The following is a 14,756-nucleotide window of genomic DNA, read 5'->3' on the forward strand; positions in this document are numbered from 1 at the left end:
ATGGCAGAAAAAATCCTGATGAGAGAGGGACGGTTAATTGTCCCAGATCGTCCCGTTATTCCTTATATTGAAGGAGATGGTATTGGCAGGGATATTTGGTCAGTCAGTCAAAAAGTTATTGATGCTGCGGTGAAAAAAGCCTATGCAGGTCAACGTTCTATTCAGTGGAGGGAGGTTTTGGCGGGAGAAAAGGCATATGAATTAACGGGAACTTCTTTGCCGAATGAGACACTGTCAATAATCCGTGAGTATCTAGTTGCAATCAAAGGTCCCTTGGGGACGCCGATTGGGAAAGGTCATCGTTCTCTTAATGTTGCGCTTCGTCAAGAATTAGATTTGTATGCCTGTGTGCGCCCGATTCGCTATTTTAAGGGGGTGCCAAGTCCGCTGAAAGAGCCTGAAAAGACAGATATTACTATTTTTCGTGAAAATACAGAAGATATTTATGCAGGTATTGAATGGGAGGCTGGTTCGGATGAAGTTGCCAAAGTCATTTCCTTTCTGCAAGAAGAAATGGGAGTGGTGAATATTCGTTTTCCAGAATCTTCAAGTATTGGTATCAAACCGATTTCGGAAGAAGGGAGTAAACGCCTCATTCGCTCTGCAATAGAATATGCCTTAGAACATCAACTGAAGATAGTGACCTTAGTTCATAAGGGAAATATTCAAAAGTTTACAGAAGGCGGTTTCCGCAAGTGGGGTTATGAATTGGCGAAAGAAGAATTTGCTACAGAACTTGCAGAGGGGACTTTGGTAATGAATGACATTATTGCGGATAACTTTCTGCAGCAGATTTTATTGGCGCCGGAAAACTTCCAAGTGGTTGCTCTTACAAATCTAAATGGAGATTATGCATCAGATGCTCTTGCGGCACAGGTCGGAGGAATAGGCATCTCACCGGGTGCTAACATTAATTATCAGACAGGTCATGCTATCTTTGAAGCGACACATGGAACTGCTCCTGATATTGCAGGGAAGGATCTGGCTAATCCATGTTCCCTCTTGCTTTCGGCTTGTATGATGTTGGAATATATAGGCTGGAAAGAAGCGGCTGTTTTAATTATTCAGGCCTTGGAGGACGCTTTTATAAATAAAAATGTTACGCTTGATTTTGCTAAAATTTTGGACGTTGCTCATCAATCTACTAGTCAATTTTCAGAAGTTCTAATAGATTTTATTTAATGAAGAAAAAGTAAAATGAACCTCTCTTTTTATGACGGAAACATGAAAGAAAGGTAAAAAAATCTTGAAAATGATTTCAAAAAGTGGTATAATGTCCTTTGTAAGGGTTATCACAAATAACTCGCAATTTTGTAAAAATAAAGGAGAATCCAAATATGGCTTCAAAAGACTTCCACATTGTGGCAGAAACAGGTATCCACGCACGTCCAGCAACTTTGCTTGTGCAAACAGCTAGTAAATTTGCTTCAGACATCACTTTGAACTACAAAGAAAAGTCTGTTAACCTTAAATCTATCATGGGTGTTATGAGTCTTGGTGTTGGTCAAGGCGCTGACGTAACAATCTCTGCTGAAGGTGCTGATGCTGACGACGCAATCGCAGCTATCACTGAAACAATGGAAAAAGAAGGATTGGCATAAGAATATGACAGAAATGCTTAAAGGAATCGCAGCATCAGATGGTGTTGCTGTTGCTAAGGCATATCTACTCGTTCAGCCAGATTTGTCCTTCGAAACTGTTACAGTTGAAGATACAAATGCAGAGGAAGCTCGTTTGGATGCTGCTCTAGAAGCATCTCAAAACGAGCTTTCTGTTATTCGTGAGAACGCAGTAGCTAGCCTAGGTGAAGAGGCCGCAGCCGTATTTGATGCACACTTGATGGTTCTTGCTGACCCAGAAATGATTGGTCAGATTAAGGAAACAATTCGTGCGAAGAAAACAAACGCTGAGACAGGTTTGAAAGAAGTTACGGATATGTTTATCGCTATCTTTGAAGGTATGGAAGATAACCCATACATGCAAGAGCGTGCCGCGGATATTCGTGACGTAGCAAAACGTGTATTGGCACACTTGCTTGGTGTTCGCTTGCCAAACCCAGCAACTATCGACGAAGAGTCAATCGTTATCGCACATGACTTGACACCTTCAGATACAGCGCAATTAAACAAACAGTTTGTAAAAGCTTTCGTAACGAACATTGGTGGTCGTACAAGTCACTCAGCTATCATGGCTCGTACACTTGAAATTGCTGCTGTTTTGGGGACAAATAACATTACTGAAATCGTTAAAGACGGCGATGTATTGGCTGTTAACGGTATCACAGGTGATGTAGTGATTAACCCTTCTGAAGAAGTGATTGCAGAATTTAAAGCAGCTGGTGAAGCTTATGCTAAACAAAAAGCTGAATGGGCTCTTTTGAAAGATGCTCAAACTGTTACAGCTGACGGCAAACACTTTGAATTGGCAGCAAATATCGGTACACCAAAAGACGTTGAAGGTGTAAATGATAACGGTGCAGAAGCAGTTGGTCTTTACCGTACAGAATTCTTGTACATGGACTCACAAGACTTCCCAACAGAAGACGAGCAATACGAAGCTTACAAGGCTGTTCTTGAAGGTATGAACGGCAAGCCTGTTGTGGTTCGTACAATGGATATTGGTGGTGATAAGGAACTTCCTTACTTCGATCTTCCACACGAAATGAACCCATTCCTTGGTTTCCGTGCTCTTCGTATCTCAATCTCTGAGACTGGTAACCAAATGTTCCGTACTCAGTTGCGTGCCCTTCTTCGTTCATCAGTACATGGTAAACTTCGTATCATGTTCCCGATGGTTGCTTTGTTAACAGAATTCCGTGCAGCAAAAGCAATTCTTGAAGAAGAAAAAGCAAACTTGTTGGCAGAAGGTGTAGCAGTTGCAGATGATATCCAAGTGGGTATCATGATTGAAATCCCTGCTGCTGCAATGCTTGCAGATCAATTTGCTAAAGAAGTTGATTTCTTCTCAATTGGTACAAATGACTTGATCCAATACACTATGGCTGCAGACCGTATGAACGAGCAAGTTTCATACCTCTATCAACCATATAACCCTTCAATCCTTCGTTTGATTAATAATGTTATCAAAGCTGCTCATGCAGAAGGTAAATGGGCTGGTATGTGTGGTGAGATGGCTGGTGACCAACAAGCTGTTCCGCTTCTTGTAGGTATGGGCTTGGATGAGTTCTCTATGAGCGCAACTTCTGTACTTCGTACACGTAGCCTTATGAAGAAGCTTGACACAGCTAAGATGGAAGAATATGCTCACCGTGCCTTGACAGAATGTGCAACGGCAGAAGAAGTTCTTGAACTTCAAAAAGAGTATGTTGATTTCGATTAATCGTTGAAAAAAGCAGGGAATTGAATCCTTGCTTTTTTACTGTTCACAAAAAGACTTGTCGGAGCAAGTCTTTTTGTGTGCTTAGTTTTTCTGATAAAATTTATTGTGTTGGTAGATAGGGTCAAAGGTAAGATTGATGCCTAATTTACGAAGGACACTCTTGTCTTCATCAGATAGGATAACAGTCGAGTGGGCTTCGCTACCATTTAATTGGCCTAATTCTTTCATGGCACGTGCAGCAAGAGGGCTATCTTGTGCAGTGATGGCCAGGGCGTTAAGGATTTCGCTGGCGTCCAAACGTGTATTGGTCTTATCCAGATAATCTGCCTTCAATTCTTGGATTGGGCGGATGTAGTTTGGTTCGATGAGAAGTGTTTCATCATCGATTTTAGCAATTTGCTTGATGGCATTGAGAAGGACAGTTGCAGTTGGCTTGAGGAGGTCGGATGTCTTACCTGTTACAATCTCTCCGGTTGGCAACTGAATAGCAAGGGCAGGGCTAGTTGTCAGCTCTGCTTTTTCGCGCGCAGCGACAACAACTTTACGATCTGCTGGTGTCACACCGACTTCATTCATGAGGAGTTCAATCTTTTTAACTGCTTGCTCGCTCACCCGCTCTGCCTTGAAATCAACCAAGGTCTGGTAGTAGCGACGGATGATTTCTTGCTTGGATGCTTCGATCGCAGCCTCTTCGTCCACGATGGAGTAGCCCACCATGTTAACGCCCATGTCTGTCGGTGAGGCGTATGGTGATTTGTTCAAAATACGTTCAAAGGTACGGTTGAGGACAGGGAAGACCTCGATGTCACGGTTGTAGTTGACCGCAGTTTTGCCGTAAGTTTGTAGGTGAAAAGGGTCAATCATGTTGAGGTCGTCCAGGTCGGCAGTTGCTGCTTCATAAGCCAAGTTGACTGGGTGGTGGAGTGGCAAGTTCCAAACTGGGAAGGTTTCAAACTTGGCATAGCCTGATGTTACGCCATGCAGTTGGTCGTGGTAAAGTTGGGAGATACAGGTCGCCAATTTACCTGAACCAGGTCCAGGTGCGGTGACAACGACGAGGTTGCGACTGGTTTCGATGTAGTCGTTTTTACCCATTCCTTCTGGTGAAATGATATGGTCAATATCAGAAGGATACCCCTTGATTGGGTAGTGGAGATAGGATTTGATGCCATGTTTTTCCAACTGCTTGCGGAAGGCATCTGCTGCTGGTTGGTTGCGGTATTGGGTAATGACGACAGAACCAACATAGATATCAATATCATTAAATGTGTCAATCAAGCGGAAGACTTCTTGGTCGTAAGAAATCCCTAGGTCGCCACGTGTCTTAGAATGTTCGATATTGCTGGCATTGATGGCGATGACGATTTCTACTTGGTCTTTCAACTCTTGGAGGAGTTTAATTTTATTATCTGGTTCATAGCCAGGCAAAACACGGGCTGCGTGGAAGTCTTCCAGCATTTTTCCACCAAATTCCATGTAGAGTTTGCCTTCGAACTGGGCAATACGCTCTAAAATGTGATCACGTTGCAAATTCAAGTATTTAGTTGAATCAAATGCGATTTTCTTCATCAAATAAGTCCTCCAAATGTGTAATTTTCTCTGGGAAAAACAAAAATAGCTCCCTAAAACTAGGGAGCCTTTTCTCCGACCTCTCAAAAGAGGTGCCCGAACAATACTATAACAAACCGTGCTAATCTTGTCAAGAAAAAGTCAGATAGAAGAAAAATTAAATAAGTGTTTAAAAAATATTTAATTTTTATAAAATTAAGTATTGACTTTATCAAAATAAAGTGTAAAATAATGTTAAACAAATATTTAATTGATGTTTAAGGAGATGCTTATGAAAAAGTTGATTCACAATAAATTATTTCTATCTAGCTTTGTGGCAGACTTGATTTCTAACTTTGGAGATACGCTTTACTATCTGGCTTTGATGAACTATGTTTTACTCTTACCAGATACCAAGTTTGCCCTGGCTATGATTACCGCATCTGAAACCTTGCCGATTTTGGCAGGCCTCTTCATTGGAATCTGGGCGGATAAGACAAAAAATAAATTGGATACCATTCTGGCTACCTTGGTCGTACGTGTCGGTCTCTATGCCTTTGTTGGCTTCTTGATGGGATTTGCACCAGCCCTCTGGGTTGTGGCGGTGGTCTGCGTCATCAACTTCCTGTCTGACCTTGCTGGTCAATACGAAAATGGTCTCTATATGCCAGTCAGCTTGCGGGTTGTGGCTGCTGAAGACCGTGAAACAGCTATGGCTTTTAAGATGACGGTGAAAAGTCTTTTGCAAATTGCCTTCCAAGCTAGCGGTGCTATCCTCATCGGATTCATGTCTTACCAGAATCTCGCCTTCTTCAATGCAGGGACCTTCTTGGTCAGTCTTGCCATCATGGCAACCCTCCGTCCAGCTCTTGCCAAGCTACTGAAGGAAAATCCTATCCAAGAAGCTGAGCAAACAGAAACAGAAGCAGGACTTATCAAGGGCATGCGTAACAGTCTCAAAGAATCCTACCAAGCTGTTCAGAATATTCCTGTTCTCAAAGCGTCAATTGTGACCATTGCCAGCCTGAATGCCATTTTTACTGCACTTTCACCATTAGTTATTCTAAATATGAAGGAGTTCTCAGACTTTGTGATTGTCAATGCAGGAACAACCGTTGCTTTGATTTCCATTTTCTTCTCAGTTGGTAGTATCTTGGGGTCAAGTATCGGTATGGCTTTGTTCAAAAATGTTAGCTTGATCAATCTCCTCAAATTCTCTACATTGATGCCAGTCTTGATTTTCTCAGGTTTCTTTCTCCACAATATTTATGTGGTACTGGCAGTGATCTTCGTAACGGCAGTGACACTGGGAATTTTCAATCCAAAAATGAGTGCTCTGGTTATGAATGAATTGCCTGAAGATAAATTGGCGACAGTCGGTGGAGGGATTGATTCTTTCTGCCAGATTGGTATGGTAGCAGGTCAAGCCTTGGTCGCCCTTATGGTGACGGTGCTTTCTGCGACAAGTATTTCTCTCATCTTCCTCTTGCTTTCTGTGGGACTAGTAAGCTATACTATTCTTGTGGGGCGTAGGCCTAAAAATGAAGTAGTTGTTAAAGCTTAGAAAGTATGCGTATGAAATTAGATTATCGAGATTATAGAAGCGAGATTGTTGAAAAGTTCTTTATTCCCTTGATTGTCAAGGAGCGTGAGGAGCCGTTTGAGGCGGATTTGTCACAGAAGGAAAAAGACATTCTCAAAGATGCCTTGGACATTCGCAATGAAGTAGAAAGCAAGCTGGCGGATTTTCGTCAGGAAGTCAATGAGGTCTTTGTTTGGGGCCATATCTTTACAATCCTGCACACCTTGTATTTCTACCTCTTGGATCAAGGACAGGATCCAAAGACAGTCGAGGAGGCTTGTCAGCTGATTTTGGCCTTATCGCAAGAAGAGGTAGAAGATGCTATGCGGACCATGCTAGCGTCTGAAAATGACGGTCATCGTGAAAAGGACCTCAGCCTCATGGAACTCATGGAAAAGACAGATAAAAAGCCAGCAGAAAAGTGGTATTGGTCACTGGCCCTTCGCAATCCCCTGGAAACAGTTCAGCGGTCTGTCCATCTCTTGGATAAGATGCTGCCAATCTATCAGCCCTATTTTGAGCAAGCAAGAGTTGAGCGGGAAGCCTTTGCTAGGGATTTTGACATTGAACAACTCTACAGAGAATCCAAGCAGTTAGCCATGACCAGCTTGGATAGCTTGAGTGTAGAAACTGCCCAATTTTTCGTTCTCAGTCCGTGGAATTATTGGTTTGCTTATTATGGCAATGAACAATTTGACTATATGAAAGTCGCTCTTTTAGCATCCTGTCGGATTGATCAGATGATGCTCTCAAATGACGAGCTGGATCTGGATGACTTGACAAATGCCCTCAAGGTTATCAGCGATAGTACGCGCTATCAGGTCTTGGTGGAGCTGACCAAGCCCCATGCTAAGAGCAAGGATATCGCAGAGCGACTGAATATTACAGGGGCTGCCGTATCCTTCCACACCCAAAAGCTGATTAACGGTGACCTGCTTCTTTTCAATACAAAAAATAGTGATGTCAAATACAGTGTCAATCGTGACCTGCTCCTACAGATGATTGATAAGTTGAAAGAGGATTTTGATTTGTAAAAAAGCCTTGTAAGTTAGATCTTACAAGGTTCTTTTGTGCTTATACTCTTCGAAAATCAAAATCAGACGTTGTTGACTTGATTTGATGAGTGAAAAGGTCCAGTGGATCTTTTCAGCCTGTTCCCTTGAAATATAATAAGGAACAGTGCTCTATCTGCATCTTACGGTCACGAACCAAGTTCGTCTAATTTCCGACCTCCAACAGTCTATTCCCAGACTGTTGGAGCTAGTCTGTTTTTGATTTTCATTGAGTATTAATGATTAACCAGCTGAGCAGTTGGCAAGTGATGATGGTGATAAGGAAGACTAACCACCCTTGCTGTATTTTGGTCAGGGAACTAGTTTCTAGGAAGAAAAAGCTGATTTCGACTGGGATAACATGGATAAAATAATAATAGCTGGCGTATTCTTTTAGAAATTGGAATTTTTTCTCGCGGAAGAGGTCTGTGGTTAGGGTCCAGGCGACTAGATAGGCTGTGAATGGAATCAGGCTAAATAGAAAGTTCTTGTCGTAGCCCTGATTGAGATAGATGACAGTGGCTTCAAAAGCTAAAAGGGCTGAGCAGACAAGTAGTTTGTTTTTTTGTCGGTATTGGAAAATGGGGTGATTGAGTTTGTCGGCTAGATAAAAGCCTGTCAGGACAAAAATCGGTGCGTAGAAGAGGCCATTGCGGCTGGTGAAAAAGAAGGTTTTGTAGCTGTCAAATGCGGTCAGGAAAATCGATTCTGCCAGGTAGGAGGAGTAGGTTTCGATTGAGCCTAGAAGATAGAGAAGGCAGGCTAGACAAGCTGTGATGCGCCAGCCCCATTTCTCCAAGGAAAAATGGACGAGGATAAGACCTAGAAAGAAAGCGGGCATGTACCAGAGTTGGTAGCTGGTGCCGGTGTAGGTCAGTCCGACTAGGAGTGCGAGGGGATAGTAGGGGAAGGGGATTTCTTGGAGTGTTAGGTAGATGAGGTAGAAGGGCAGGTAGAGGGCGGACCAGGTCAAGTATTGTTTGCTGTAGCGGATCAGGTATTGTTTGGAGAGGCTGGGGTAGTTGCGTCGGAGGAAGAAGCTGGCTGTGACCATGAAGTAGGGAACGACCATGCGACTAAAGATTGATTTTTGGATGAAGTGGAGCTGGTCTGCTTCAAATAACCTGCGGCAATGGAGGGCGATAACGAGGATGGATCCGATGAACTGGATGAGGGAGAGCAGTGATGTATTGAGTTGTTTTGTCTTATTTTGCATGCTAACGTTCTTCTTTTTTCTTCTATTTTATCGAAATCTGATGAATATGTAAATGTTTGCAAAAAGATGTGGAGAGGTGCTGGCTGAAACTTAGTTGACAAGAGAAGTCCAGTGGAAAATATGGTATAATGTTAGGACGGAGTAAATGTAAACCATCTATTTCGTTTAAGTTAGAAAGGAGCATATAGATGAAAGATTTACATGCAAAATTATTGGCTGATTTTGGGATTGATTTTTCGGATTTGAATTTATTAGAAACGGCTTTTACCCATACTTCTTATGCCAATGAGCATCGCCTTCTAAAAATTTCACATAATGAGCGCTTGGAATTTTTAGGAGACGCTGTTCTCCAGTTGATGATTTCCAAATATCTCTATCAAAAATATCCTGATAGACCCGAAGGTGAGATGTCCAAGTTGCGTTCGACCTTTGTACGTGAGGAGTCTTTGGCTGGTTTTTCACGTGCTTGTGGTTTTGATCGGTTTCTTCGTCTTGGTAAGGGGGAAGAGAAGTCTGGAGGGCGAAATCGCGATACTATTTTAGGAGATGCTTTCGAGGCGTTCTTAGGAGCTCTGCTATTGGACAAGGGGGAAAAGACCGTGGAGGAATTTATCCATAAGGTCATGATTCCTCGTTTAGAAAAAGGGAATTTTGAGCGCGTGACCGACTATAAGACTGCTTTGCAGGAAATTTTGCAGGTCAATGGTGAGATTGCTATTTCGTATCAAGTAATAGCTGAGTCTGGACCTGCCCATGATAAGACCTTTGAAGTGGAGGTATCTGCTGATCAGCGTGTGATTGGTCGTGGTCGGGGTCGCTCTAAGAAATTAGCTGAACAAGCCGCCGCCAAAAATGCTGTGGAGGCTAGAGGATAGGTATGTATCTAAAATCAATTGAAATGCAGGGCTTTAAGTCCTTTGCGGATAAGACTAAGGTAGTCTTTGATCGTGGAGTGACTGTTGTTGTAGGGCCGAATGGTTCTGGCAAGTCCAATATTACAGAAAGTCTACGTTGGGCCTTGGGAGAGTCGTCTGCTAAAAGCCTACGTGGAGGCAAGATGCCAGACGTCATCTTTTCGGGAACAGAAAGCCGCAAGGCTCTTAACTATGCCTCGGTTGTCGTAACCTTGGATAATAGCACAGGTTTTATCGCCAATAAACAGAAAGAAATCAAGGTAGAACGCCACATTTATCGATCTGGTGATAGTGAGTACTTGATTGATGGGCAAAAGGTTCGTCTACGGGATATTCATGATCTTTTCATGGATACGGGCTTGGGACGTGATTCTTTCTCTATCATTTCACAAGGGCGGGTTGAAGCAATTTTCAATTCCAAGCCTGAGGAACGCCGTGCTATTTTTGAAGAGGCGGCAGGGGTCTTAAAATACAAGACGCGTAAAAAAGAAACAGAAAGTAAGTTGGCACAGGCCCAGGGCAACTTGGACCGCTTGGATGATATTATCTATGAATTGGATAATCAGGTCAAACCATTAGAGAAACAGGCACAAACTGCTAAGAAATTTCTAGAATTAGATGGTCAACGTAAGGAATTATACTTAGATGTTTTGGTGGCTCAGTTGTCGCTTGGTAAGGAAAAGTTATCGGAAAAAGAAGCCGAACTAGAGTCTGTCAAAACTGAATTGACTAGCTACTACAAACAGCGTTCTGAGCTGGAGCAAGAAAATCAGAACTTGAAAGAGAAGCGCCACAGCCTTTCAGAACAACTGGAGCGTGAACAGGCAGTTCTGTTAGATTTGACCAAGTTAATCAGTGATTTGGAGCGAAAAATTGAGGTCCATAAACTGGAATCTAGTCAAAACGAATCAAGTCGTCAAGAAGCGCAGGCGCGCTTGGAGAACTTGTTGACTAGACGAGAGCAGTTGGCAGAACAGATTGAGCAAAAGCAAGAAACGCTTGCGCAATTAGATAGTTCCTTGTCTAGCTTGAAAGACGATATTGCTGCGGTAGACAAAGAAATTTCCTACTTTTCAGAAGATCCTGATCAGGTTTTAGATCATTTGCGTGAACAGTATGTTGCTCTGATGCAGGAAGAGGCAGAAGCTTCAAACCGTCTGACCAAGATTCAGCAGGATATTGCCAATCAAATCAGTCTTTCTGAGAGTAAATCGGAAGACTTGGCACGCTTACAGACGGAAAAACAAACAGCTCAAGAAGTACTTGATAAGAGTCGGAAAAGTTTGGAAGAAGCTGATCACGTGTTACGCCAGTTGCTTGAGAGCTATCAGACCAAAAAAACAGAATTGGATCAAGTCCAGACTGCTTATCAGGCTGAGCAAGGTCGCTTGTTTGATTTGCTGGATCAGTTGAAAGGCAAGCAGGCTCGCCAGTCTAGTTTAGAAGCTATTTTAAAAAATCATTCCAATTTCTACGCGGGGGTTAAGGCTGTCTTACAGGCGGCACCAAGCTTAGGAGGAATTATTGGAGCAGTCAGTGAACAATTGACCTTTGATACTCGTTACCAAACGGCTTTGGAAATTGCTCTTGGAGGTGCTAGTCAAAACGTCATCGTTGAAGACGAAGCGACTGCTAAACGAGCTATCGCATTTTTGAAAGAAAAACGGCAAGGACGGGCAACCTTCTTACCTCTAACAACTATCAGGCCACGTCAGCTTTCTGGACAGCAAGTCTCTTTACTAGAATCTTCAGAAGGATTCTTGGGGCTTGCAAGTGATTTGGTGACTTATCAGCCAAATTTAGATGCGATTTTCCAAAATTTGCTAGGCACTATCGCGATTTTTGATACCATTGACCATGCCAATCAGGCGGCGCTGGCAACCAAGTTTCAAGTGCGTATGGTGACCATGGATGGAGCGGAAATCCGTCCTGGTGGAGCCTTTGCTGGTGGTAGCAATCGAAATAACAGCACGACCTTTATCAAACCAGAACTGGATGCTCTTTTAGGAGAAATAGCAGAGCTGTCTAGCCAGTTGCAGGAGCAAGAAAGCTTGGTTGCAGCTAAGAAAACTAGCTTAGACCAAACCAGAGAAGCCTTGGAAACGATTAAGGCGGAGGGGGAAGAAGCTAGATTGAACCAGCAGAGCGCAAGGATCCATCAGGAACAGGCAGAAAATAGACTGGCTCAGCTATCAGCCCAGTATGACCTGCAAATGAGTCAGGTTAGTCCGACCATTTTGACTGAGCTAGAAGAGGCTGCTGCTAAGGAAGAAGTAAATGTCCAAGCCTTGAATGAGAAAAAACTAGCCTTGGATCAACAAATCAATCAAGTCCGTGATAATCGCGACAGTATTCAAGAAAGCTTGCAGAAACTACAGACTCAGAAGGGTAAACTAACTTTGGAACAGGCTGAACTGACTAGCCAACTTCGTTTTGAACAGACAGATCTGAGACGTTTGCAAGAAGAAAAAGTGGTTGCAGATAAGGAAATTTCTCTTTTAGAGGATATGATTGACCAGAAGCTAGAAGCTCTTGAAGATACTAGTATTGAGATTCTTGAAGAACAATTGCAGGCCGCATCTGATAAGCAAAACCAGACAAATCAGATTCTAATTCGCTTAAAGTTTGAATTGGAAGATATTGATGGGCAGTTTGAAGACTTGGAAGAAAGATTGCAACAAGCTCGGACTAAGAATGATGATTTGATTCGTAAGCAGGCTAAGTTAGAGGCGGATTGTGAGCAAGCGGGCGATAAATTACGGACTCTACTTGGTAATTTGACCGAGCATTTTAAATTGAGTTTTGAAGCTGCCCAGTCTCAGGCCAAGGAAGTTGAGAATCTTGCAGTTGCTGAACAAAGCCTCAAAGACCTAGAAAGAGCTATTCGTGCTTTGGGTCCAGTCAATTTGGATGCTATTGAGCAGTATGACGAAGTCAATAATCGTCTAACCTTCCTCAATGAGCAACGGACTGATATTTTGTCAGCGCGTGATCTTCTCCTTGGTACGATTCATGAGATGGATGATGAGGTGAAAGAACGCTTTAAAGTCACATTTGAAGCTATTCGTAAAAGTTTCAAGCAAACTTTCAAACAAATGTTTGGCGGTGGTTCAGCGGATTTGATTTTGACAGAAGGTGACCTATTGACTGCGGGTGTGGAGATTTCAGTTCAACCTCCGGGTAAGAAAATTCAATCTCTCAATCTTATGTCAGGTGGCGAAAAAGCCCTTTCGGCCCTCGCTCTGCTATTTTCCATTATCCGTGTTAAGACCATTCCTTTTGTAATTCTCGATGAGGTGGAGGCAGCCTTGGATGAGGCCAATGTCAAACGTTTTGGTGACTACCTCAACCGTTTTGATAAGGAGAGTCAGTTTATTGTCGTAACCCACCGTAAAGGGACCATGGCGGCAGCGGATGCCATGTATGGGGTGACCATGCAGGAATCTGGCGTGTCCAAGATTGTTTCCGTTAAGCTGAAAGATGTGGAGAAATTATGATTAACAAAATTTACGCCAGTGATATGGATGGTACCTTTTTACGAGAAGACCATAGTTTTGATAAGGAACGGTTTCGTCGTATACTGAATCAGTTCAAAGAAAAAGGTTATTTATTTGTGGCAGCAAGTGGGCGATCTATGCAAAGCCTGAAACTTGTTTTTGAAGATTTTGTAGATGAAATCGGTTTTGTGGCAGAAAATGGTTCAATCGTTGAATATCAGGGACAGACTATCTTTATGGATGATCCAATTAGTCCTGAAATCTATCTGCCGATTATCGCGGGTATTGATGCAGGTCCCTTTGGTAGCAGTCAGTCCATGGTGCTGTCTGGCCTCGAAAACTTTTATTTATTAAAAAATGCTGAGCCTCAGTTTTTAGAAGCGATGGCGAATTATTACGCGCATTTTCGATTGGTAGACACATTTGAAGAAGTTCGAGAAGAGATTATAAAAATCAATGCCAAATTTTCTCCTGAGGAAATGGACGATGCCAGACGATGGTTAAATGATACATTTGAAGGTGTAACGGCCATGACAACTGGTTTTGACAATATTGATATAATTCCAAATGGTTCAAATAAATCAGTTGGATTGAGTCATCTCTGTGCTCATTTTGGAATTGCCCGTCAGGATGTAGTGGCATTTGGTGATAATCAAAATGATTTGGATATGTTTGACTTTGCAGGTCTGGCTCTTGCGACAGAAAATGCAAGAGAGGAAGTGAAAGCTCGGGCAGATTTGATGATTGGTCATTGCAATGATGGAGCAGTATTAGCCTATTTAGAGGAGGAAGTAAATGACAATTAAGTTGATTGCATTGGATTTAGATGGAACACTTCTGACATCGGACAAACGGATTTCAGAAGCTAATAAAAAGGCCTTGCAGGCAGCGCGTGATCGTGGAGTTTATGTAGTTCTGACAACAGGGCGTCCTTTACAAGCTATCGGTACTTTTCTAGAAGAACTAGATCTGCTAGGGGAGAATCAATATTCGATTACATTTAACGGTGGTCTAGTCCAGGAAAATACAGGTCGGGTTTTGGATAAGGTTGGATTCACCATTGAAGATGTCCGTGCCATCCGTCGTGTGACAAATGATTTGGACCTGCCTCTGGATGTTCTCTATGGTGGTGATGTCTATTCTCTACCATCAGCCCATGAATCGCTTTATCTAACTTGTAATCCATTGCTTAATAAAATTGTGGCAAGCGATGAGGAAATGCCAGAAGATTTTGTTTACAATAAGGCAGTTTCAGCTGTGGCAGCAGACTTTTTGGATGGACAAATTCCAAAAATTCCTGCGGAACTTCACGAGCGCTTCGAGATTTTCAAATCGCGTGATATTCTGCTCGAATGGAGTCCAAAAGGTGTCCACAAGGCAAATGGTTTGGCTAAGTTGATTGGACATCTGGGGATTGATCAATCAGAAGTTATGGCCTGTGGCGATGAAGGAAATGATCTTTCCATGATTGAATGGGCTGGTTTGGGTGTTGCCATGGCGAATGCGACTGATGAAATCAAGTCTGCGGCCAACCTTGTCCTGCCAAAAACCAATGATGAAGATGGCATTGCTTGGGCCATCGAGCACTATGTATTGAATGAGGACTAG

Annotated in this window: 11 protein-coding genes; 9 read left to right on the top strand and 2 right to left on the bottom strand. The window is 42.8% G+C overall.

Features of this window, described 5'->3' with window-relative positions; translation table 11 throughout:
- From icd to ptsP, 3 genes are all read left to right on the top strand, one after another.
- Nucleotides 1–1,182 (top strand): NADP-dependent isocitrate dehydrogenase, encoded by a 1,182-nt coding sequence (icd, locus tag ODU50_RS06485; RefSeq protein ID WP_105153165.1) that lies wholly within the window; start codon nt 1–3, stop codon nt 1,180–1,182.
- A 155-nt stretch (nt 1,183–1,337) separates the two neighbouring features.
- Nucleotides 1,338–1,601 (top strand): phosphocarrier protein HPr, encoded by a 264-nt coding sequence (locus ODU50_RS06490; protein WP_002936050.1) that lies wholly within the window; start codon nt 1,338–1,340, stop codon nt 1,599–1,601.
- A gap of 4 nt (nt 1,602–1,605) precedes the next feature.
- Complete coding sequence (gene ptsP, locus ODU50_RS06495; RefSeq protein ID WP_044668726.1) at nt 1,606–3,339, top strand: phosphoenolpyruvate--protein phosphotransferase; 1,734 nt, start codon at nt 1,606–1,608, stop codon at nt 3,337–3,339.
- An 81-nt stretch (nt 3,340–3,420) separates the two neighbouring features.
- On the opposite strand, the gene ODU50_RS06500 is transcribed toward ptsP, so the two are convergent.
- Nucleotides 3,421–4,908, bottom strand: a complete 1,488-nt coding sequence (locus ODU50_RS06500) for a DUF1846 domain-containing protein (protein WP_105153164.1) — start codon at nt 4,906–4,908, stop codon at nt 3,421–3,423.
- Nucleotides 4,909–5,179: 271 nt separating this feature from the next.
- On the opposite strand from ODU50_RS06500, the gene ODU50_RS06505 reads away from it, so the two are divergent.
- Together ODU50_RS06505 and ODU50_RS06510 are read left to right on the top strand one after the other, a co-directional pair.
- A complete protein-coding gene (locus ODU50_RS06505; protein ID WP_105153163.1) occupies nt 5,180–6,451 on the top strand; it encodes an MFS transporter in 1,272 nt (423 codons plus the stop codon).
- 11 nt (nt 6,452–6,462) lie between these two features.
- Nucleotides 6,463–7,503 carry a helix-turn-helix transcriptional regulator gene (locus ODU50_RS06510; RefSeq protein WP_105153162.1) on the top strand — a complete coding sequence of 347 codons (1,041 nt, stop codon included), beginning with the start codon at nt 6,463–6,465 and terminating at the stop codon, nt 7,501–7,503.
- Between the two features lie 244 nt (nt 7,504–7,747).
- Here the strand turns inward: ODU50_RS06510 and ODU50_RS06515 are convergent, their stop codons facing one another.
- Nucleotides 7,748–8,737 carry an acyltransferase family protein gene (locus ODU50_RS06515; RefSeq protein WP_105153161.1) on the bottom strand — a complete coding sequence of 330 codons (990 nt, stop codon included), beginning with the start codon at nt 8,735–8,737 and terminating at the stop codon, nt 7,748–7,750.
- A 188-nt stretch (nt 8,738–8,925) separates the two neighbouring features.
- Between ODU50_RS06515 and rnc the strand changes: the two genes are divergently transcribed.
- From rnc to ODU50_RS06535, 4 genes are read left to right on the top strand one after another with little or no spacing between them, the layout of a single operon-like run.
- Nucleotides 8,926–9,612, top strand: coding sequence for a ribonuclease III (gene rnc / locus ODU50_RS06520; protein WP_012028264.1), 687 nt, complete (start codon nt 8,926–8,928; stop codon nt 9,610–9,612).
- Nucleotides 9,613–9,614: 2 nt separating this feature from the next.
- Nucleotides 9,615–13,148, top strand: a complete 3,534-nt coding sequence (gene smc / locus ODU50_RS06525) for a chromosome segregation protein SMC (protein ID WP_203181148.1) — start codon at nt 9,615–9,617, stop codon at nt 13,146–13,148.
- The gene (locus ODU50_RS06530) at nt 13,145–13,954 is read left to right on the top strand and encodes a Cof-type HAD-IIB family hydrolase (RefSeq protein WP_105120963.1); all 810 of its coding nucleotides are present in this window, start codon (nt 13,145–13,147) and stop codon (nt 13,952–13,954) included. The genes smc and ODU50_RS06530 overlap by 4 nt, the downstream gene beginning before the upstream one ends.
- Nucleotides 13,944–14,756, top strand: coding sequence for a Cof-type HAD-IIB family hydrolase (locus ODU50_RS06535; protein WP_105120964.1), 813 nt, complete (start codon nt 13,944–13,946; stop codon nt 14,754–14,756). The genes ODU50_RS06530 and ODU50_RS06535 overlap by 11 nt, the downstream gene beginning before the upstream one ends.

It is taken from the genome of Streptococcus sp. 2020WUSS084 (assembly GCF_044427445.1).
Lineage (GTDB): Bacteria > Bacillota > Bacilli > Lactobacillales > Streptococcaceae > Streptococcus > Streptococcus suis.